14 protein-coding genes are annotated in these 20344 nt (G+C 54.6%); 11 read left to right on the forward strand and 3 right to left on the reverse strand.

Going from position 1 to position 20344, the window contains the following annotated elements:
- Positions 1–67: 67 nt before the first annotated feature.
- Both B1748_RS28565 and B1748_RS28570 read right to left on the reverse strand, forming a co-directional pair.
- Entirely contained in the window at positions 68–1735 is a 1668-nt protein-coding gene (locus B1748_RS28565) for a carbohydrate-binding family 9-like protein (protein WP_087571365.1), read from the reverse strand.
- Between the two features lie 171 nt (positions 1736–1906).
- Positions 1907–4534, reverse strand: coding sequence for a putative bifunctional diguanylate cyclase/phosphodiesterase (locus tag B1748_RS28570; protein ID WP_087571366.1), 2628 nt, complete (start codon positions 4532–4534; stop codon positions 1907–1909).
- A 189-nt stretch (positions 4535–4723) separates the two neighbouring features.
- Between B1748_RS28570 and B1748_RS28575 the strand changes: the two genes are divergently transcribed.
- From B1748_RS28575 to bcp, 5 genes are all read left to right on the forward strand, one after another.
- Positions 4724–5206, forward strand: a complete 483-nt coding sequence (locus tag B1748_RS28575; protein WP_256975988.1) for a MarR family winged helix-turn-helix transcriptional regulator — start codon at positions 4724–4726, stop codon at positions 5204–5206.
- A 27-nt stretch (positions 5207–5233) separates the two neighbouring features.
- Positions 5234–8431: an MMPL family transporter gene (locus B1748_RS28580; protein WP_087571367.1), complete on the forward strand. Its 3198-nt coding sequence runs from the start codon at positions 5234–5236 to the stop codon at positions 8429–8431.
- A 179-nt stretch (positions 8432–8610) separates the two neighbouring features.
- Positions 8611–9717, forward strand: coding sequence for an asparaginase (locus B1748_RS28585; protein ID WP_087571368.1), 1107 nt, complete (start codon positions 8611–8613; stop codon positions 9715–9717).
- Positions 9707–10426, forward strand: coding sequence for a VOC family protein (locus tag B1748_RS28590; protein WP_087571369.1), 720 nt, complete (start codon positions 9707–9709; stop codon positions 10424–10426). The genes B1748_RS28585 and B1748_RS28590 overlap by 11 nt, the downstream gene beginning before the upstream one ends.
- Before the next feature lie 77 nt (positions 10427–10503).
- Positions 10504–10974: a thioredoxin-dependent thiol peroxidase gene (gene bcp, locus B1748_RS28595; protein ID WP_087571370.1), complete on the forward strand. Its 471-nt coding sequence runs from the start codon at positions 10504–10506 to the stop codon at positions 10972–10974.
- Between the two features lie 198 nt (positions 10975–11172).
- Here bcp and B1748_RS28600 read toward each other — a convergent pair whose 3' ends face one another.
- Positions 11173–13035, reverse strand: a complete 1863-nt coding sequence (locus tag B1748_RS28600; RefSeq protein ID WP_087571371.1) for an LTA synthase family protein — start codon at positions 13033–13035, stop codon at positions 11173–11175.
- Between the two features lie 286 nt (positions 13036–13321).
- Between B1748_RS28600 and B1748_RS28605 the strand changes: the two genes are divergently transcribed.
- From B1748_RS28605 to B1748_RS28635, 6 genes are all read left to right on the forward strand, one after another.
- Complete coding sequence (locus tag B1748_RS28605; protein WP_087571372.1) at positions 13322–14293, forward strand: M15 family metallopeptidase; 972 nt, start codon at positions 13322–13324, stop codon at positions 14291–14293.
- A 112-nt stretch (positions 14294–14405) separates the two neighbouring features.
- Positions 14406–15854 carry a cardiolipin synthase gene (cls, locus tag B1748_RS28610; RefSeq protein ID WP_087571373.1) on the forward strand — a complete coding sequence of 483 codons (1449 nt, stop codon included), beginning with the start codon at positions 14406–14408 and terminating at the stop codon, positions 15852–15854.
- Between the two features lie 1340 nt (positions 15855–17194).
- Positions 17195–17581: a Fur family transcriptional regulator gene (locus B1748_RS28620; RefSeq protein WP_087571375.1), complete on the forward strand. Its 387-nt coding sequence runs from the start codon at positions 17195–17197 to the stop codon at positions 17579–17581.
- Positions 17566–18393: a winged helix-turn-helix transcriptional regulator gene (locus B1748_RS28625; protein WP_087571376.1), complete on the forward strand. Its 828-nt coding sequence runs from the start codon at positions 17566–17568 to the stop codon at positions 18391–18393. Before B1748_RS28620 ends, B1748_RS28625 begins: the two co-directional genes overlap by 16 nt.
- Before the next feature lie 232 nt (positions 18394–18625).
- Positions 18626–19615 carry an aldo/keto reductase gene (locus B1748_RS28630; RefSeq protein WP_087571377.1) on the forward strand — a complete coding sequence of 330 codons (990 nt, stop codon included), beginning with the start codon at positions 18626–18628 and terminating at the stop codon, positions 19613–19615.
- Between the two features lie 15 nt (positions 19616–19630).
- Positions 19631–20119, forward strand: a complete 489-nt coding sequence (locus B1748_RS28635) for a CcdC family protein (protein ID WP_087571378.1) — start codon at positions 19631–19633, stop codon at positions 20117–20119.
- Positions 20120–20344: the final 225 nt, after the last annotated feature.

The following is a 20344-nucleotide window of genomic DNA, read 5'->3' on the forward strand; positions in this document are numbered from 1 at the left end:
TCTAGCGTAACTGCTCATAACTGCTCCGCTCCGAAGCTGAAGCCGAAGCCGAGGCCGGTGTATGCCTTCAGCCCAATATGAGCCAGCCAAAGTCCTCGCTGCGATGGAAATCGGGTGTGTCCGAACGGACGCGGGACCAGCTGCCGTAATGGGGCTGTGCGGTTTCGTCGCCGCATTTGTAAAAGTTGCCGCGCATCCTCGCTCCGGAAACTGGCCGGAAGCTCGGGACCAAGCTTGTAAGCCAGGACATGGGCAAGCGCATGCTGACGCTCCAATACCACTCGCCGGTAATCGGGTCGCGCAGGTTTGTCTCCGCGCGGATATGCAGGGGCGGCACCTCGTCGGGGGCCAGATAGACACGGTCATGCCGATCCTTGCCGAAGCCGGCCAGTATCGTTCCCGCGGCGTTTAACTCCAGGTTCAAGAAACGATCGTCCGTATCGGGAGACGGCTGCAAGAAAAACTCCAGGCAGCTGTCCGTGTAGACCGGATCGTTCTGGCTTCTATAGCGCACGAGCGGATCACGCTCGTATGCTCGCAGGCAGATCTGCAGCTCATCCTCCGTGTAGGACAGGCTGGCGCGAGCCTTTGGTCCATGTTGATCGGGCAGCCAATGGTAGTGCAGTACAGCGAGCTCTCCGCCATCACGGGCATCCGACCAGGCGCCGTGAATCGACAGGCGAGCCGGAGGGATGGTCGCGAACGCCTCCGCCCCCGATATCGGCGTCCTTGCGGCAGTATTCCCAATTCGCTCCTCTTGTCCGCTCCGGTGGGAGCGGTATATGCCCTCAAGCACCTCAACGATATGCGCAGCCTCCTCCACCGTGCAGGAGAGGGAAGCGCCTGTTTCGATAGTGGACAACAAATCCTCCAACTGAAGGATAAACGGCTCGGAATCCGAAGGCGTTTCCAAAAGCTCGTAGACGCCTCCATTACTTTTGTAAAGGGCTTGTCCCGTCTCCAGCCTCAACGAACCGTTTGTGAACAGCAGCTCCGTATAGTTGGCGGAGGCTCCCTTGTATCCGGACTGTACGACTGTGGCCGTGACGCCGTTCTGGAGCCGCAGGTACGCCATGAGGCTTCCTTCCACGTCGCCCCGATTTCCATGGTAGGTCATGTTGGCCGTGACCGAGGCAACGGGACTGTCTGCCAGCCAGACGAGCTTGTCTACGGAGTGCGAACCGAGATTAAACGCCACGCCGCCTCCCGACAAGGATTTGCGGAGAAACCAGTCTGGCCGGCTCTCGGCGAAATAATCGGCATGTCTCACGTCGTGCACCATGAACAGCTGTCCCAGACCGCCCTCCCGAATCAAGCGGCGGGCATGGAGGTTATGGGCCAAGTAACGCTGCGTATGCCCGACCAGGATCGTAACGCAGCTTAGCTGCGCCTGCTCCATAATTCGGCGGCATTCCTCGGCATTCAGCGCCATTGGTTTCTCCAGGAGAACATGGCAGCCCTCCTGCGCGGCGAAGCAAGCCGCTTCCGCATGCAAATAATGCGGCAGAGTTATAATGACGACGTCCGGCCGCTCGGTTTTTATCATTTCTTTGTAATCCGCGTAATGCTTGAGTAAGGAACCGTAACGCTCCGACGCGGCCTGCAGGCGGCCGTTGTCCAAGTCCGCAGCGGCAACGGCTTCGACCCTGCCGCCCGTTTCGTTCATATGCTTTAACGCGTCCAAGTGTTTTCCCGCAATTCCGCCGCATCCTGCAAGTGCTACCCGATATGTCATCGTATCGTACTCCCCCAGTACCTGATTCTGCTTCAATGCCAATAGTGTACCATGGCGGGGCGTCCCTGCCCATCGGCTAATTTAGTGATTTATATGCCGTTTTTGAGGGAATGACAGCCGGGCAATCGACGTTATCCTGCAGCAATACGAGGGAGCGCATGGTCGCCCCCTCTACTTCAACAGTTCCTTCAGTTGCTCCGCGGGAAGCGGACGGCTGAACAAATACCCTTGCAGCTCGTCGCAGCGAAGGTCCTTGCAAAATTGCGACTCGTCTGCCGTCTCGACGCCTTCCGCGACGACTTTCATGTTCATGCTGTGCACGAGATCGATAATCGCTTTGACGATGGAGGACTTCTTTTCGTCGCTTGTAATGCCGCGTATGAACGATCGGTCCAGCTTAACGTCGGAGATCGGCAGACGCTGGAGCTGATTCAGCGAGGAGTAACCCGTGCCGAAGTCGTCAATGGAGATCTGGATCCCCCGCCCGCGCAAATACAAAATCGTCTCGATGACCTGCTCCATATTTCGCATGAATACGCCTTCCGTAATTTCCAGGCTGACATAATGCGGATCCAGTCCTGTATCCGCAAGGCCGCGCTCCACCATTTCTTTGAGGTTGCCCTGAAAGAAGTGGCGGGCGGAAATATTAACCGATACGCTGATCTTCTTAAGCCCCGCATCCTGCCATTCTTTGTTCTGCCGGCATGCTTCCCGGAATACCCAGTTGTCGATCTCAAGGATAAAGCCGGATTCCTCCGCAAGCGGAATAAATTTGTCTGGAGGAACCATGCCAAGCTCGGGATGGCTCCAACGGATGAGCGCTTCGATGCCGCATAGCTCGCCGGTTGCCGCGTTTATCTTTGGCTGGTAGTGGAGAGAGAACTGCTCCTCCTTGAGCGCCTTGTACAATCCGTTGTCGATCTGCATTTTCTCTTCGACTAGCGGCGCGAGACTTGGCTTGAAGAATCGGTAATAGCCGTTGCCCTCTTCTTTGGCATGGTACATGGCAATATCCGCGTTGCGGATTACGGTGTCCATATCGGCGCCGTCCTCGGGATACTTGCTGATGCCGACGCTGATCTTTACGAACAGCGGTTTCCCTTCAATAACAAATGGTTCGTCGAAGGAGCTGCAGATGGCGCGGGCCCCTAGCTCAAGCTCGGCTTCGTGCTTGTAGGCGTAGATAAACACGAATTCATCGCCGCCGAGGCGGAAGACGTCGCATTTTTTGCCGGGGTAATTCATAAATCGATGCGCCACAAGCTTTAGCAGCTCGTCGCCGGCAGAATGGCCGAGCGTATCGTTGATCTGCTTGAATCGGTTAATATCGGCGAAAAACACTCCGATCCGAAGGCCGCTGCCGGTCGCGTGTTCGAGATCGATTAATTCCTGCAGATGCTTAGTGAAATGCAAGCGGTTCGGCAGTCCCGTCAATACATCGTAGTAGGCGAGCTGATGGAGCCGCTCTTCGGATTGCTGCAGCAGCTCCGCCTGCGCTTGCAGCCTCTCGTTGCTCATCTGCGTCTCGGTGAACAAGTGGCGCAGGTTGCTCGCCATATGCTTGAAGTTCGAAATGAGCGAATGGATCTCCAAGATGTTGCTCCGAGGCCATTCGGGCTCATGATGCTCCTTCAGCTTAAGCGGCAGATTGGTAGTCGCCCCGGCGAGCCGCTGCAGGCTGCCGGAGATTGACCTTTGGATAAACAGTGAGAACAAGGCGGCGGCGAGGCCGGCTATGGCCAGAAATAGAAGATGAGCCTCATATTTGTCATACAAATAGTTCTGGTAGCTGCTGAGCTGCACTTCGATCAGGAAACGGCCGGAGCCATCAAGCAGCGCTTCCTCGTAAAGAAAGTGCTCATCGCCCCATGTGGTCGCGACCAGACTGTGGATTCGGGGAGTATGCTCGGAAAACTTAAGCTTGTCCGAGATTCGCACATAGGTGCGGTTACTCTCGGGTATTCGACTTTTTCCGAGCAGCGAATGGACGTTGGAAGCGATAACGGTCCCTTTGCTATCGACCAGACTGATAGTGAAGAAGCTTGACGAATAGCGGTCCATAGCGGCTTGCAACTGCTCCGTACGCTGTTCGATCCAAGGGATATCGGAAGAAGCGTGTTCCCATTCCTTCGTGAGCGCGTAGATGGTTTGTTTGGCCCGAACTTGCACGTTCATGCCAACTTCCTTGAAGGAACTGACAGTGTTGACCATCATATTGAGCAGGAAAGAGATCATCACGATGCCAAACGCAAAGTGGAGAAGGATCTGGCTGAATGTGCTTGGCTTGCGGCCAGAATCGAGAAATCCGAGAAGTCGATGCTTGGGCGAATATTGATGAATAATCTCGGCGAACAGAGCGTTGAACAATCCATTAATCACGACAATACCAACGAATAGGCGAATATTATCAAAGCCCCCGGCATATTCATGCGCGTAGAAAGCATAGGTTAGCGGGATGCCAAGAATAAACCAGTAAACGGCATCCATTGCGAATAATCGTCCCGGATAACGCTGCAACAGGAGGCCGACTATGACAACCTCGAGGATGCCTAGAAGGTTGATGAAGGGTTGTCCCAGCCAAATAGAGCCGATGCCGTAAGCGATAGCGGCGACGATTATGCCTCTCCCCAGGCCGAACATGCGCAAGGAAAGCAGGGTGAACAGACTGGTAAATGTGAAGATAATGCCATATATGAATTGAAATTTGCCCCATTCGCTCAAAATGGCTAGTGCCGTTATTAGGCAAAGCAGCGGAATGTACAGCCCTTGTCCGGGATGATTAGATGAGGGATTAGTCACTTGCGGCCTCCGATGCGGGTTAATGTTTAATGTAGAGTTATCCGCTAATTTCACCTATAATTCGACAAAATTTTCTAAAATCCTGCATGCTCCCTACAAATGTGGAAGTTGCACGATCAGGCGATCATCTGATATAGTTCTACTATCGAATAGTTAGACAGTAGAACTAAGTAGTGGAGGTAAGAAAAATTGTCGAATAACTGTCATGGCGACATGATCAAAGAATTGATCCACAGGTACGAACGCGCCCACTTTACCGTAGAGCGGAAATTGTACGCGCTGCTCAGGGATTTGATGCCGGCAGAACTCACCGTGGATCAATTCAACATGATCAGGTTTTTGCAATTCAACGGGCGCAGCACGCCGTCGGAGCTGGCCGAGGTGTTCGGCGTGGGCAAGAGCTCCATCACGGCGATCATCTCTCGTTTGTCCGATAAGGGGTTCATCCGCAGATTATCCGAGGAGAGCGACCGCCGAATCGTCATTCTGACTCTCACGGAGGAAGGAAAGCGGCTGTGCGAGTCGATAGATGCGCGCGTAGAAGCGATGTTGGCGGACATTATGAATCATTTTGAGGAGGAGGAGGCCGAGCGGTTCATCTCTACCTTCGAGAAGCTGGCGGACGTGATGGCGGGAACGGCGGGACTCGGGAGCAATGAGGGCAATGAATAGAAAGAGAGAGGGAGAGGGAGTGGAAACATGAGGTATGTACTGAAATTCAAGTGGCTTGTATTGGCGTTATGGGTGGTCGCGGCGGCCGGATTGATGCTTACCGCTCCGAACATGGCGGAGCTGGTCCGGACGAAGGGGCAGATTACGGTGCCGGACGGCTATTCTTCCAAGCTTGCGGGCGAACTCGCTGCGGAGATCGGAGCAACGGCAGGAGCGGAGGGAGAGGCCGGAGGCATGTCCACGGTGCTTATCTTTCATAAGGAAGGGGGGCTTGGCGAAGAGGGCCTGGCGGAGGCGAAGGCTACCATCGGAAGACTGGCAGGCGAAGAGGGCAAGGCGCTCGGCATACTCGACCTGACGACCCACTTCGATATTCCCGAGCTGGCGGATCAGATGGTGTCGGAGGACGGCAGTACCGTGCTGGCCCTGCTAAATGTCAGCGCGGGCGACCGCGGGCTCGGGACCGTGCGCGACGAGTTGTACGCGGCCATCGATAACGTATCGCTGGACCACTACTATACGGGCGAGTGGATCATTAGCGAAGACGTGGTGCAGAGCTCGGAGGAAGGGCTTAAGAAGACGGAATATATTACGGTAGGTTTCATTCTGGTCATCCTGTTTATCGTGTTCCGTTCCGCCGCTGCGCCGCTCGTGCCGCTGCTGGCGGTAGGCTTCAGTTATCTGGTGTCGCAGTCCATCGTTTCCTTCCTCGTGGAATACGCGGACTTCCCTTTGTCAAACTTCACCCAGATCTTCTTGGTGGCCGTTTTATTCGGTATCGGGACGGATTACTGCATCCTGCTGATCAGCAGATACAAGGAGGAGCTGGCTCATCGCGGGGATCGTACCGAAGCCATCATTCATACGTACAAGACGGCAGGCAAAACCGTGCTCTTCTCCGGGCTGGCCGTCCTCGTCGGATTTGCCTCCATCGGCTTCTCGACGTTCGTCTTGTACCAGTCCGCCGTTGCGGTCGCGGTGGGAATCGTCATCCTGCTGCTGGCGCTGTTTACGCTGGTGCCGTTTTTCCTCTCGGCGCTCGGCAACGCGCTGTTCTGGCCGGCAAAGGGGTCGCTGGAGCACAAGCAAAGCCGTCTGTGGGGTTCGGTGGGCAGCTTCTCGCTGCGCCGTCCGGTATGGGCGCTTGTCATTTTGCTCGTGCTGATCGTGCCGTTTCTATCGGCGTATAAGGGCACGATCTCTTTTAACTCGCTTGACGAGATCGGGGAGAAATACGATTCTGTCAAAGGTTTTAACGTTATAGCAGAGGGCTTTAGCCCCGGCGAGACGCTGCCGACGGACGTCATCGTGAAGTCGGAGCAGCCGCTGGATACGCCGGAAGGACTTGCGGCGCTGGAGCAAGTAAGCCGCGAGCTCTCCAAGGTAGAAGGCGTGCAGACGGTTCGCAGCGCGACCCGTCCGACGGGGCAAGTGCTGGAGGACTTCCTCGTCTCCGATCAGGTGCTGACGCTCGACGATGGTCTCGGCAAGAGCGGAGATGGATTGAGCGAGATCAGCAGCGGTCTGGCGGAAGCCCGCAGCGCACTGGGAGATAACGCGCCGAAGCTTGCGGAGGCGGCGGACGGTGCAGGTCAGCTTGCAGCGGGCACGGAGGAGCTGCGCGATGGCGTGAACCAGCTAGCGGCGGGATTGCGCGCCATCGAGCAGGGGCTGAAAGACGGCTCGGCTGGCGCCCGGGAGCTGACGGCGGGCTTGGAACAAGCGCGGGCGAGCGCCCAAGAGCTGGCTGCGGCCCATGCGCAGCTGTTAAGCGGCTATGAAGGCATAGGCGGCGGCTTGTCCGGGCTGAGCGCTGGCTACGAGGCTGTTGCCGACCAAAGCGGTAAGCTGGCGGAAGGGCTCACTGGCGTATCTGGCGGCTTGAACGCTCTTGGCGACAAATATCCAGAGCTAAAGGAAGACCCGGCGTATCAAGAGACGCTGCTTGCGGTAGCGGGCTTGCAGCAAGGGGCAGTACAGCTTGGAGCCGGCCTTAAGGAGCTTAACGCCCAACTGGCAGGCGTGGCGGGCGGTATGGCGCAGGCAAACGCAGGCTACAAGCAGGCTGCCGACGGCCAGGCGGCGCTTGCGGCCGGACTCGGCGAATTGGCGAAAGGCATTGCGGAGCTGCAAGGCGGCATCGCACAGGCGGCAGCGGGCCAAGGCGCCATCGTGGACCAAATCCCGGGCGTGACGCAAGGGCTCGGCGAGCTGGCCTCCGGCCAGCAGGAGCTGCAAGCGGGTTTTGCTTCGCTAAACGATCAGCTTGGCGAACTAACGAGCGGTCTCGACCAGAGCGTCGACGGCTTGACGCAAGTGACGGACGGCCTGGCTTCGGCGGGCGGCTATCTGCAAAGCCTGGCAGGCGCTCCCGACAAGGAGCTGACGGGCTGGAACATCCCGCAGGAAGCGATCGACGACGAGCAATTCCAATCGTCGCTGTATGTGTATATGTCGCCGGATCGGATGACGGCGAAGTTCGATGTTATTTTCGACAGCAATCCGTATTCGGAGGCAACCATGGCCGAGATTCCGGCGCTGGAAGCGGCCGTCGATCGTGCGCTGCGGGGTACGGTTTTTGAGGAAGCGGTGACCGCCATCGGCGGCGTAACGAGCATGAACCATGATCTCGACACGATCTCGAACGCGGACTATTCGCGGACCGTCGTCCTGATGCTGGTCGGCATTACGCTTATTCTCATCGTGCTGTTCCGTTCCATAGTAATCCCGGCATACGTCGTATTATCGCTGATCGTTACGTATTATACGTCCCTGGCGATTACGGAGCTTATATTCGTTCGTATATTCGACTTGTCCGGCATCAGCTGGGCCGTGCCGTTTTTCGGCTTCGTCCTGCTCGTCGCGCTTGGCGTGGATTACAGTATCTTCCTGATGGACCGGTTCCGCGAATTCCGCCATCTGGAGCCGAAGCAAGCCATCTTGGAAGCGATGAAGAACATGGGCGGAGTCATTATGTCGGCAGCCGTTATTTTGGGCGGAACATTTGCGGCTATGCTGCCTTCAGGCGTTATGTCGCTGCTCCAGATCGCGACGATGGTCTTGTGCGGGTTGTTCCTGTACGCGCTCGTCATGCTGCCGCTGTTTATACCGGTCATGGTCCGAGTTTTCGGAGAAGCCAACTGGTGGCCGTTCATGAGGAACGACAAGGAAGCCGGATACAGTCTGCGCGAGAAGGAAGCGTTTGTTCATAGCCACAAGGAATAGTAATGCGTCAATGATAAGCGGCCGCCCTGAATGATCGGGGCGGCCGCTTTAGCGTACCTCGCGCTCGCTCTTGACGGGCATTCTGTACCCTTGGCTGCTTAGACAAAGCGGCAGCAGGAGTAGTAAGATAGGAGCAGGGGCAAGCTTCACAGGTAAGGTTGAGGAAGGAGGCTGCTTGCATGAAGCGGATATTGGTTATATTTACAGGAGGGACGATCGGCAGCAAGGCGGAGGGAAAATCCATCAACGTACACGACTCCGGTTCCTATGCGCTGCTGGAGGCCTACCGCAATACGGATGAGGTCCGGAAAGATGTCGAGCTGTCAACGCTCGAACCTCTTAATTTGCTCAGCGAGAACCTGACGACGGAAGATTGGCGGACGTTGGCCGTTGCCATTCGGAACGCCGATCCAGGCTCGTACGACGGTCTCATCGTGACGCATGGTTCGGATACGCTGGCTTATTCGGCGGCGATGTTCAGCTACTTGTTTGCTGGGGTCGGCGTGCCGATCGTGTTTACCGCAAGCAATTATCCTATTGCGGATCGGCGGGCTAACGGACTGCGCAATTTGGCGGGGGCCATCGACTTCGTCGTGGAGGAGGCGTTGCCAGGCGTATTCGCCGTTTACGAAAACGATCGTGGAGAGATGCTCGTCTATCTCGGCACGAGGCTTGCGCAATGCGAGTCGTTTACGGATCAATTCCGCAGCCCGTACGATCTGCCTTACGGCGTAATGGAAAAACGGCGGTTCGTATGGCGGGATGACGCAAGAAATCCTAAACCGAATAGGCTATCGGGAGGATTGAAAGCTGCATTATCGGCTCCGCTTCCATGGGAGCCGGAGAATCTGAGCCTGGACGATTCCGTCTTGTACATACGTCCTTATCCGGGCTTGAACTATTCGCTGTACGATTGGAGCGGCCGGAAACCCAGCGCTATACTGCATGATCTTCATCACTCCGGCACGGCGACGGCTCTGTCCAGCGGTCCTTATTCGCTGCCCGCTTTTATAGAGCGTTGCAAAACGCACGGGATCGATGTGTACATGAGCCCGCTTAAGGACGCCTCGGCCGCGCTCTACGCCTCGTCGCACGCGTTGATCGAAGCGGGGGGCGTGTTCCTCGAGGGGATCGGGATGGAAGCGGCTCTGACGAAGCTGATTGCTGTCTATGGCCTTGCGTCGAACGCGGAGCAAGCGCGGACATGGATGACTGAAGCGACATTTGCTCACGAGAAAATGGGCTCCGGCATCGATTCGGAAGGGGCGGGGACGAATGAAAATTAAGGAAGCGACTTTTTTGACGAAGGAGCCGCTTGGGCTGCTGCCCTTCTATCGGGATGGGCTTCGGTTTCCTGTGGTGACGGCTGAGGAAGACCAGTTAGTCGTCCAGGCTGGAGCTACGGCACTGCATTTCGTGCGGTGGGAGGCGGCATCCTTGGAGGAAGCGGGAAGCCGTCTGGCGCGAAGCTACGAGGGGCAGTCCACTCCGTATTACCATTTCGCGTTCAACATACCGGAGAATAAGCTGGACGAGGCGAAGGGTTGGATCGAGACCGTTACGGAGCTTGGGAAGGAGGCGGGCCGGGATATTTCCCGAAGCGAGGCGTGGAACTCGGATTCCGTCTACTTTATGGACCCGGCGGGCAATATTTTGGAGCTGATCGCAAGGCATACGATGGACAATGGCATTCAGCGTCCTTTTGATCCGGATCGGGATCTTCAATGTCTCAGTGAAATCGGATTGCCGACCCGCAACGTGGCTTTAGCGGTCGACCAGTTGGAGGCCATAGGCATCGGGAGTTATCAAGGAAGGAATAACAGCTTCAACCCTGTGGGCGACGAAGAGGGCATGTTCATTGTCGTCCAGCCGGGAAGACGTTGGCACTTCACTAACCTGACGGCGGAGTGTTACCCCTTTGAGGTGTTCGTTGAAGGAGTCGGCAAGCTTCTTCTCGCGGAGGACGAGCAGGGTTTGAAGCTGCAGCGCAATTAAGATCAAGCGGTGAGAACACCCGCAAGATGCTTCGCGTCTTGCGGTTTCTATACAATTACACTAAGGAGGCGGAACTTATGAGTAACGGTATTGTTAGAGTTGGAGAGCTGGTGCCTAATTTTAATCTGCTCGCATCGAACGGACAGGAGGTATCGCCGGAGGACTATCGCGGCAAGAAGCTTGTCATCTACTTCTATCCGAAGGACATGACGCCTGGCTGTACGGCGGAATCCTGCGATTTCCGGGATTACAATGGAGAGTTCGCGGAGCATAACGCGGAAGTGATCGGCATTAGCCCCGACGATTTAACGTCGCACGAGCAATTCGTATCGGAGCATAAGCTGCCGTTCCTGCTGCTATCCGACACAAATCATGGCGTGGCTGAGCTGTTCGGCGTATGGAAGGAGCTTAGCTGGGGCGGCAAGACGTTCCTCGGCGTGGAGCGTTCGACGTTTCTGATCGACGAGGAAGGCAAGCTCATCCGCGAATGGCGCGTCGTCAGCGTCGAGGGCCATGTACAAGAGGTGCTTGAAGCGGTAAAAGGCTAACCTTACGTTCGCTCGAAAAGCCTCGCTAGCGCAGCCGTAGGTCGTCGACACCGACTTGCTGGCCGAAAACGCCGCGCAAGCGGAGCCATAGGTCGTCGACACCGACTTAATCGCCGGAAAGCCGCGCTAGCGCAACATGCGCAAACAACAGAGCCCTGCCTCCAATTGGAGGCAAGGCTCTGTATGCTTATGCGAGATTTATTTTTTCTTCCAGTTCGGCAGAGACTGCACGAAGCTGTCGGACAAATTAAGCAGCTCCAGCGCACGGTCGAATTCCTCTTCGGTCGATTGCTGCTCGTTATTGCCGTTACCCGCGAGCGGGTAATGCTTGCCGTCGTTGAAGCCGCTGCCGGACATAAACAGCTCTTCGCTGCTTAAGAAGGAGCCGGACGGCAAATAATAACGTTGAGGAAGAATGTTGTACGATTGATTGAACAAGTCCTGGCCGAAATGCATCTGATTATCCAGCGGCAGACCAAGCAGGTTGGCGATCGTCGGCAAGATGTCGACTTGTCCGCCAAGCTGGTCATACGTAGCTGGCGCTTCGTCGCCCGGATTAACGACGACAAGCGGTATGTTGATCATATCGGTATACGTGTACTCTCGGCCGTAAATTTCGGCCATCAGGTCCTTCTCGCCGTTGTCGAGCGAGTAGATCGGCAAGCCGAGATGGTCGCCGTACAGCACGATCAGGCTGTTATCCCAGATGCCGCGAGCCTTCAGGTCGTCGATGAATTCGCCCAGCGCGTGGTCCGCATAGTTTTGCGACTCGATATAGTCGCCCACCAGCGTGCCGTCGAAGCGGTCGGGCAGGTCGATCAGACGTTTCTCCTGCGGTATCGTGTAAGGATGATGCGCCGTCATGGAGATGATCTGCGTGTAAAACGGCTTGCCGCTCGCGTTCATGCGGTCAAGCTCCTCGATAGATTTCTTGTACAGCATTTCATCGGAGGCGCCGAAGAAGATCGCATCCTCCGTTCCGAAAAATTCGGCATCGTAATAACGATCGAAGCCGATAGCCTTATACAGCTCGGCGCGGTTCCAAAACTCTACGACGTTCGTATGGAACGTTGCCGTGTCGTAGCCGACCGACTTCACTAGCTTCGGCAAGCTAGGAAGCTCCTTGCCCGCATACACTTGCGTCGCGGCCCCCCGCGGAGGAATGTACAGCGACGTATTGACGACGAACTCCGCATCCGAAGTATTGCCTTGGCCGACTTGCTGGTAGAAGTGGGAGAAGTAGCTGTTCTCTTTCACCAGTTTGTTCAGATTAGGCGTAATTTCTTGACCCTCGATGGACAGGCCCACCAGGAAGTTCTGCATGGATTCCATCTGAAGAATGATCAGGTTTTTGCCTTCCGCCGATCCGAACAGCTTAGGTTCGGCAGGCGGTTGGACGTTCTTTACATTCTGAATCTTCTCTTGCGTAATTTCGGAAGAATCGACATACTGGATTTCTTTGTTAGCCAGAATACGGTAAGCTTCGTAATTAAGAATGCCCATTTGCTCAGCCTTGACGATTTCGTTCATGCTGGCGCTGTTTGGCAGGACGTTGAACAAGCAAAGCGCCAATGATACGGACAGCACGGCGATCATGACTCTCTTATTCTCCTTGCGAGTGAAGGCTTTCTTAACTTCCTTCGCCTTCCGGCGGAAGAACAACAAACCGATCATCAGGACAACGTCGATGTAGATCAGCAAATATTGAGGATCCATCAGCGAGAACACGCTGTTCTTTACGGCGGTTACCTGATTGACCTGCTGCAGGGCCGAATAATCGACGATAACGCCGTAATACTTGTAATACATAATGACAGCAAATAGAATAGAAGTCATGGCAAGGTTTGCGATTAAGTAATACGTGAACTTGCGCTTGCTTGCGAACCATTCGATCAGACTAAAGACGATCAGCACAAAAGGAACTTCCTTAAGAAGGGTTGTCCAGGACGCACCGTCCGGGAAGACGACTGTCCATGCTAAAAAGCTTTTGAGTAGCAGGATGAACGAGAAAAACAATATAGGACGAGTACCGAGCAATCGTCCAGATGCTAGAGTTGACATTAGGAAAGCACCCCTACCTTTCACAGCACAAACAGGCTTATCTCTATCTCTCTTTGAGGAAGCCGCTTTGCTTTTTTTCTTTGAATTATAGGAAAGTATGAGTTTTCTACATACCTCACCTATAATTCTCAATGAAACGCGCTGCGCAGCCGAAGACGGCGACAGCCGTTCACCTTGGCATTAAGAGAATATTAGTATACTTATTGTAAAGACATTATCATTATGCTCCTTTCTTACACCAAAAGTCAAAAGGCAAAACAGCCCTTAAACTGCAGGAGGAACGAAAATGAGGAAGAAAAAGCCATTTTTGGCGATTGTTTTGACAGGATTTCTATTAGCTGGAGGTTACTTTGTAGCACAGGAATACGGATTATTCGATCCTGCAAGCGGAGCCGCACAGCCGCCCAAGCTGGCTGAGGGCATAGATGATGGAGACGGCCAGGCGGGCGGGGAGCTCGAAGGGGATGTGCCTGGAGCTGGAAACTCCAATGCCGGCGGCGGCATCAGCGTGCCGGATCCGGACGGGGGATCGGACAACAAATCAACGGACAAGCCTGCCGAGACGAACAAACCGAAGCCGACTGCAACAACGACCCCGGGAACCGGAAATACACCCGGAGCCAGCGGTGAAGAAGGTATTTCCCGCGGAGAAAACGGAGATATCGCCGTCATCGCGGAGCCGCATAGCGCCACTGCGCTGGTGAACCCGTTCAACAAGCTGCCGGAGGATTACGAGCCGGACGACCTGGTGTACCCTGATGTGAAGTTTATCTTCTCGGAGAAGGTGGAGAAGCGGATGCTTCGGAAGGAAGCCGCCGAGGCGCTCGAGAAGCTGTTCGCCGGAGCGGAAGAGGACGGCATCTATCTGGCCGGCGTATCGGCGTATCGTTCCCACGCGACACAGACGAAGCTGTTCGATCGGTACGTGAAGAGAGATGGCTACGAGAAGGCGAGAACGTACAGCGCTCTCCCGGGTACAAGCGAACATGAGACGGGGCTCGCCGTAGACTTGTCAGGAAGCGACGGCTCTTGCGCGGCAGCCGACTGCTTCGGAGATACAAAGGAAGCGGCATGGCTGGCGAAGCATGCTTCGGAATACGGATTTATCATCAGGTATCCGAAGGGCAAGGACGAAATTACGGGCTACCAGTACGAACCGTGGCATCTTCGTTATGTAGGAGCTGAGCTTGCAGGCGAGCTCGCTTCATCCGGGCTGACCTTGGAAGAGTATTATAATGCGGTTCCGGTAACAAAATAAGGTTGGAATCCTCCTGCTGTCAGACTAGTAAGGCGCATGACGGAACGGTGATCCGCAGGGTTTAGCGTTCGAAACGTTAGAAGACAGCGATGCGAAAGGCGTGGATGTCCCCATGAATTTGCTGCAAAACTTTTCATTCGTCATCATTCTATTAAATATTTTCCTTGCGATCACGGTCATTTTTCTGGAACGGCGCAATGCCAGCTCGACTTGGGCATGGCTCATGGTTCTGTTCTTTATTCCCGTGCTCGGTTTCGTGATGTATTTGATTCTCGGACAGAAGGTGCGCAAGCGGCAGTTAAACAAATTGCTCGGAGAGAACCGTCGCATTATCGAGGAGGCGCTGGAGAAGCAGAGCGTCATGCTGGAGCGCAGAGAGATGTTTCCCGAGGGCAGCGAAATGGCCAAATACCAGGATATGATGTACATGAATTTGACGACGAGCTATGCACTGTACACGAACAACAACGAGATCGAGATCTTTACGGACGGCAACCGGAAGTTCGATGAGCTGCTGGCCGATATCGAGAATGCCGAACATCATATCCATCTCGTCTACTACATCGTAAGGGATGACGCGCTTGGCCGTCGGCTGATGGACGCGCTTGTGCGGAAGGCTTCGCAAGGCGTTGAGATTCGGTTTCTGTACGACCAGATCGGCAGTCTGGCATTGCCGAGAAAATATTTTCGGGAGCTTCGGGCAGTAGGGGGCAAAGAGGCAGCGTTTTTCCCATCGCGGATTCCCTTCCTTAATTTAAAGATCAACTACCGCAATCATCGCAAGCTGGCGATCATCGACGGCAGGATTGGTTATATCGGCGGCTTTAATATCGGGAACGAGTATTTGGGGTTGAATAAACATTTCGGCGCATGGCGGGATACGCATCTTAAGGTGCAGGGCGGGGCGGTGCTGCAGATGCAGGCCCAGTTCCTGATGGATTGGAATCTGGCGGTCGCGACCAAGATGCCTCTGGGACCGGCATACTTCCCTTACCCGCACAACGTCAACGGCATAATCGGCATGCAGCTTGTGGCAAGCGGACCGGATACCGAGTATCAGGAAATCAAGAACGCCTATATCAAAATGATCTACTCCGCCAAACATACCATCTGCCTGCAGACGCCATATTTTGTACCGGATGAAAGTCTCATGACCGCGCTGCGCATCGCAGCTTTGTCCGGCGTCAGCGTGAACATCATGCTGCCGAGCAAGCCCGATCACTTCTTCGTGTATTGGGCGACGCAATCGTTTCTGGGGGATTTGCTGGAGAGCGGAGTTAGGGTGTACCTGTACAAGGAGGGTTTCCTGCATGCGAAGACGCTCGTCGTCGATCGCATGGTCGCATCCGTAGGGACGGCCAATCTGGATATTCGCAGCTTTAAGTTGAATTTCGAGATAAATGCCTTTATCTATGACGAAGACACGGCAGCCGAGCTTGCAGACATCTTCTTGGAGGATTCGGAGAATTCTTTCGAGCTGACGAAGGAGCGTTATAACCGCAGACCGTTGTTCAACCGATTCAAGGAATCGGTATCGCGCCTGCTCAGCCCCATCTTGTAAGTGCGAATTTAGGCAAAATGAAAGGGATTCCGCTTGTCCTGTGGCAACCGGAATCCCTTCACTTTCTGATGTGACAACTATTCAATTTATTCTAACGCTCCAATCCATGGCTTCCTCAATTTCTCTTGAACGCCATCCTTTCGGTAAGTATTTCGTATCCAACAACTCTTAAAGGCTGACGTCCCGTTCTCGTCAATCGCTCTTCTGCCCACATGCCCCGGCATCGATCTTCGATACCTCACTTCGTAAGGCATGCTTCGCTAACGTGCTTCAATGGACTATCCCCTCTCGTGTAGGATGGCTTTAGTATAACCCATTATTTTAATTTTGTAAATATTCAGATTATTTAATTATGTAAAAAGTTTATGCTGTTTAAGGCGATAAGGTTTAAAAATATCATTTCTATTGGCGATGAAACCTGCCCTATGCTTTCGAAGTGGCGTTTCTTTGCAAATGCTATGCTGGAGGTCGTTCATCCCCGGGAGGCCGAGGATAGAGTTTCTCTCATAGTTTCGAAGTTGGTTTCAAAGAATATGAGGCGATGTGACGGGGCGTACATGGCTTGGCGTGCGAGTATGGCGAAATCCAGCATAATGAGCGTGCGTTGGACTGCTGAGCCGAATATAGTTGAGAAATCCACCATAATGAGCGTGTGTCGGACTGAGGTGTCGAATATAGCCGAAATATCCACCATAATGAGCCGCGTGTCGGAGTGATGTGACGAATATAGATGAAAAATCCACCATAATGAGCCATATGTCGGGCTGATGAGCCGAATATAGATGAAAAATCCACCATAATGAGCCATGTGTTGGGCTGATGAGCCGAATATAGATGAAAAATCCACCATAATGAGCCATGTGTCGGGCTAATGAGCTGAATATAGATGAAAAATCCACCATAATGAGCCATGTGTCGGGCTGATGAGCCGAATATAGATGAAAAATCCACCATAATGAGCCATGTGTTGGGCTGATGAGCCGAATATAGATGAAAAATCCACCATAATGAGCCATGTGTCGGGCTAATGAGCTGAATATAGATGAAAAATCCACCATAATGAGCCGCGTGTCGGAGTGATGTGACGAATATAGATGAAAAATCCACCGTAATGAGCCATGTGTTGGGCTGATGAGCCGAATATAGATGAAAAATCCACCATAATGAGCCGTGTGTCGGGCTACTGAGTCGAATATAGATGAAAAATCCACCATAATGAGCGTGGACCAGCCCAATGTGCCAGATGTGCAGAAGAACCATTAAAGGTGCATAGTCATTGCTAATTCATCGTTTTATATTTATACTTAGTCTAAAATCATAAAAGGCGGCATAAACCGACCATGGTGAAATTAAACTTGACGATACAACGGAAAGCGATCTACGAGGTTGTTCAAGGATCGCATGATCATCCTACTGCGGCGGACGTAATCGAGAGACTGCGGAGCAAAGGCTTTAACTTCGCCTATGGCACCGTCTATAACTCGCTGCGCTATCTGGCCGATGTGGGTCTGATCAGAGAGCTGAAGCTAGGTGAAGCGGTCAGCCGATATGATGCCCGAACCGAAGATCACCAGCATATCGTCTGCACGAAATGCGGGCGTGTCGGCGAGGTGCTGACGGAGCTGCCTGCGAGTTGGGTCTCGACTGTGGCGGACGAAACGAAATTCGTGATTGAGCACGCGCACGTCGTGCTGGAAGGAGTGTGCGAGACATGCGCGAAGAGCTAGCCATAACGGATTTCACGGAAGGCGTATTGTGTTCCCTTACGAAGCGGGTTATGCTGATCAGCCCGCTGCCGGATCGCGTTCGCAGTCTGCTTGTAAAGCTGTCGGGCGACTGCTTCGACGTCTTCTCGCTTCACGAGTTTACGGCAGGGCTTCTGCCTGCGCTGCAGCCGGAGCTGCTCGTCTACGACGCGCTGCCAATCGACAAATCAGCATCCTATGCTTCCTCGCATACGCTGCAAGGGGGCGCTGAGCTTCTGCAGACGGCGAGAACGCACGGAGTGCCCGTACTGGTGCTGCTGAACGGCGAAGCCTACGAGGCACGAGGCAACGCGGAGCTGTCGGGCGCGGAGCTTCTCGTTTGGCCTTCCGATCCGGAGGCGGCGTTGTCCCGCATTAACCGGATGCTGGAGGAACGGCCGGCAAGCGCGTTGGTCGCGGCAGGATCCGTTGTCGCAGGCATGGAAGCCGGGAACTCTGCCGACGTACTCAGGAACGACGAGGATCTCCGAACGTTCAAGGATATCCAGATCGATCTGCGACGGATGAGAGTAACGCGCGGTGGACAGCGGATCGAGCTGACGAAGACGGAATACGATTTGCTGCTGCATTTTGTATCGTCGGATGGGTCCGTACTGACTCGCGAGAATCTGCTCGATACCGTATGGGGCATGCAATTCTACGGAGGCAGCAATGTGGTGGACGTGCATATCAAGAGTCTGCGCAAGAAGCTTAAGGACAGCGCGGTATCGCCCCGATATATCGTTACGGTTCGCGGGGCGGGTTACCGGCTGGCAGACGATCATCTGCAATAAGAAGAGTAGTCGTGTTGCGAATGACCGTCGACCTTTGGCCGCTGGACGGCTTAACGGCCAGCGACTCTTGGCGCAAGGCGAAAATGTGTCGGGAAGATTGACGGACAACCGGTCAATCTTCTGTCTGATGCGGGGAGTCGCAGTGAAAGCGGATTCGGGGATTTGCTTGCAAGCCATCGCAAGGGTAAACTAAATGGAGTGTCACATCATCTCCTGTAGGGGGTACATTGCGATGAATTACCGGGCATTAGGCTCATCCGATATGCAAGTTAGCGAGATCAGCTTCGGCACCTGGGCGATCGGCGGCTCCTGGGGCAGCAAGGACGACGCGGATTCTCTGCGCGCGCTGGAGGCGGCAATTGATGCCGGCGTCAACTTCTTCGATACGGCAGATGTGTACGGAGACGGTCACAGCGAGCGGTTGCTGTCACAAGCGGCCAAGGGCAAGGAAGAGCAAATCTACATAGCGACCAAGTTTTGCAGAGCGGGGGACATCCACGATCCGGCCACATATTCGGAGGAATCCGTACGCGCTTACCTGGAAGGCAGCCTGTCAAGACTGGGACGCGAGCGAATCGATCTGTATCAGATTCATTGTCCGCCCCTGTCAATCTTGAAGGACGGCAGCGTCTTCGGCGTTTTGGACAAGCTCAAGGAAGAAGGCAAGATCCGGGAATACGGCGTTAGCGTCGAGTCTGTGGAGGAAGGTTTGTTCTGTCTGGAACAGCCGGGCGTCCGAGCGCTTCAAGTCATTTTCAACCTGTTCCGTCAAAAACCTGCAGAGCGCCTTCTGGGCGAAGCGCAGGAAAAAGGCGTCGGCATTCTGGTCCGGCTCCCGCTGGCAAGCGGTCTCTTGACGGGCAAGTTTGCCGCGGAATCCGCGGCGGCGTTCGAAGAGAACGATCATCGCCGCTTCAACGAAAACGGCGGGTCGTTTAACGTGGGCGAGACGTTTGCGGGACTGGGTTTCGCCAAGGGCGTCGAGCTTGCGGAGCAGCTGCGCTGGATCGAGGTAGGCCGCGACAATATGGCGCGAGCGTCACTGCGCTGGCTGCTCGACCACGAGGCGATCACCTGCGTCATCCCTGGCTTCAAAAACGTCCGTCAAGTGCAAGACAATCTCTCCGCGCTCCATGTTCAGCCGTTCTCTGACGATGAGATGGACCGGGTTCGCGCATTCTACAAGGATCATGTGCATGCTCATATCCGAGGCTCGTACTAAGGGAGGCTCTTGCTCGTGTGGTCGAATCCAATCGTACAAATCTTATCGATAGCGTTCTCCGCGCTTGCGGGCATCACCTTGATCGTGCTGCGCATGAGAGCGGGAAAAAAGCCGGCGACGCTTAAGAAAATTGTTATTCCGCCGCTCGGCATGGCAACGGGGTTCGCGATGTTCGCGTTCCCCGTGACGCACATCCCTTGGCTGTGGGGAGTATCCGCGTTCGCAACAGGACTGCTCATCTTTGCGTTCCCTCTTATCGTTACGACGCAGATGGAACGGGTAGAGGAGCATATTTTCGTGCGGCGGTCCAAGGCGTTCATCGCGATTATGATTACGCTCTTTCTCATCCGGCTGCTGTTGCATGGCATCGTCGAGCAGTATATGTCGATCCCGCAGACGGGAGCGCTCTTTTACTTGCTGGCGTTTGGCATGATTCTGCCATGGCGATTCGCGATGTTGGGCGACTTCCTGCGCCTTAAAAAGGTAGAGGGACATCATGTTTGACAAGGCGAGCTCTGTCATGGTGCCGTCGATCGAATCTTTGTAAAAACCGCCTTGACTCGTTGCTAAAAGACGACAGAATCCCGCCCGATTGCTATTGATGAAGGCGGGTTTTTGGCGTGCGGTAGTGGTGGGCCTGTTTAATCGGAAGGTGCGAATAATGAGGGGAGCGGGTCAGTTCAAGTAGATTAATGGTTGAATGCGGAGGTAGAGGCTGGCCGAAGGTTA

The organism is Paenibacillus sp. MY03 (assembly GCF_002165585.1).
GTDB classification, from domain to species: Bacteria; Bacillota; Bacilli; order Paenibacillales; family Paenibacillaceae; genus Pristimantibacillus; species Pristimantibacillus agaridevorans.

Bases quoted from the DNA above. Each gene is read 5' to 3' on its own strand.
- B1748_RS28565 (WP_087571365.1), bottom strand. From the start codon at position 1,735: ATGACATATCGGGTAGCACTTGCAGGATGCGGCGGAATTGCGGGAAAA.
- B1748_RS28580 (WP_087571367.1), top strand. From the start codon at position 5,234: ATGAGGTATGTACTGAAATTCAAGTGGCTTGTATTGGCGTTATGGGTG.
- B1748_RS28585 (WP_087571368.1), top strand. From the start codon at position 8,611: ATGAAGCGGATATTGGTTATATTTACAGGAGGGACGATCGGCAGCAAG.
- B1748_RS28590 (WP_087571369.1), top strand. From the start codon at position 9,707: ATGAAAATTAAGGAAGCGACTTTTTTGACGAAGGAGCCGCTTGGGCTG.
- bcp (WP_087571370.1), top strand. From the start codon at position 10,504: ATGAGTAACGGTATTGTTAGAGTTGGAGAGCTGGTGCCTAATTTTAAT.
- B1748_RS28600 (WP_087571371.1), bottom strand. From the start codon at position 13,035: ATGTCAACTCTAGCATCTGGACGATTGCTCGGTACTCGTCCTATATTG.
- B1748_RS28605 (WP_087571372.1), top strand. From the start codon at position 13,322: ATGAGGAAGAAAAAGCCATTTTTGGCGATTGTTTTGACAGGATTTCTA.
- cls (WP_087571373.1), top strand. From the start codon at position 14,406: ATGAATTTGCTGCAAAACTTTTCATTCGTCATCATTCTATTAAATATT.
- B1748_RS28620 (WP_087571375.1), top strand. From the start codon at position 17,195: ATGGTGAAATTAAACTTGACGATACAACGGAAAGCGATCTACGAGGTT.
- B1748_RS28625 (WP_087571376.1), top strand. From the start codon at position 17,566: ATGCGCGAAGAGCTAGCCATAACGGATTTCACGGAAGGCGTATTGTGT.
- B1748_RS28630 (WP_087571377.1), top strand. From the start codon at position 18,626: ATGAATTACCGGGCATTAGGCTCATCCGATATGCAAGTTAGCGAGATC.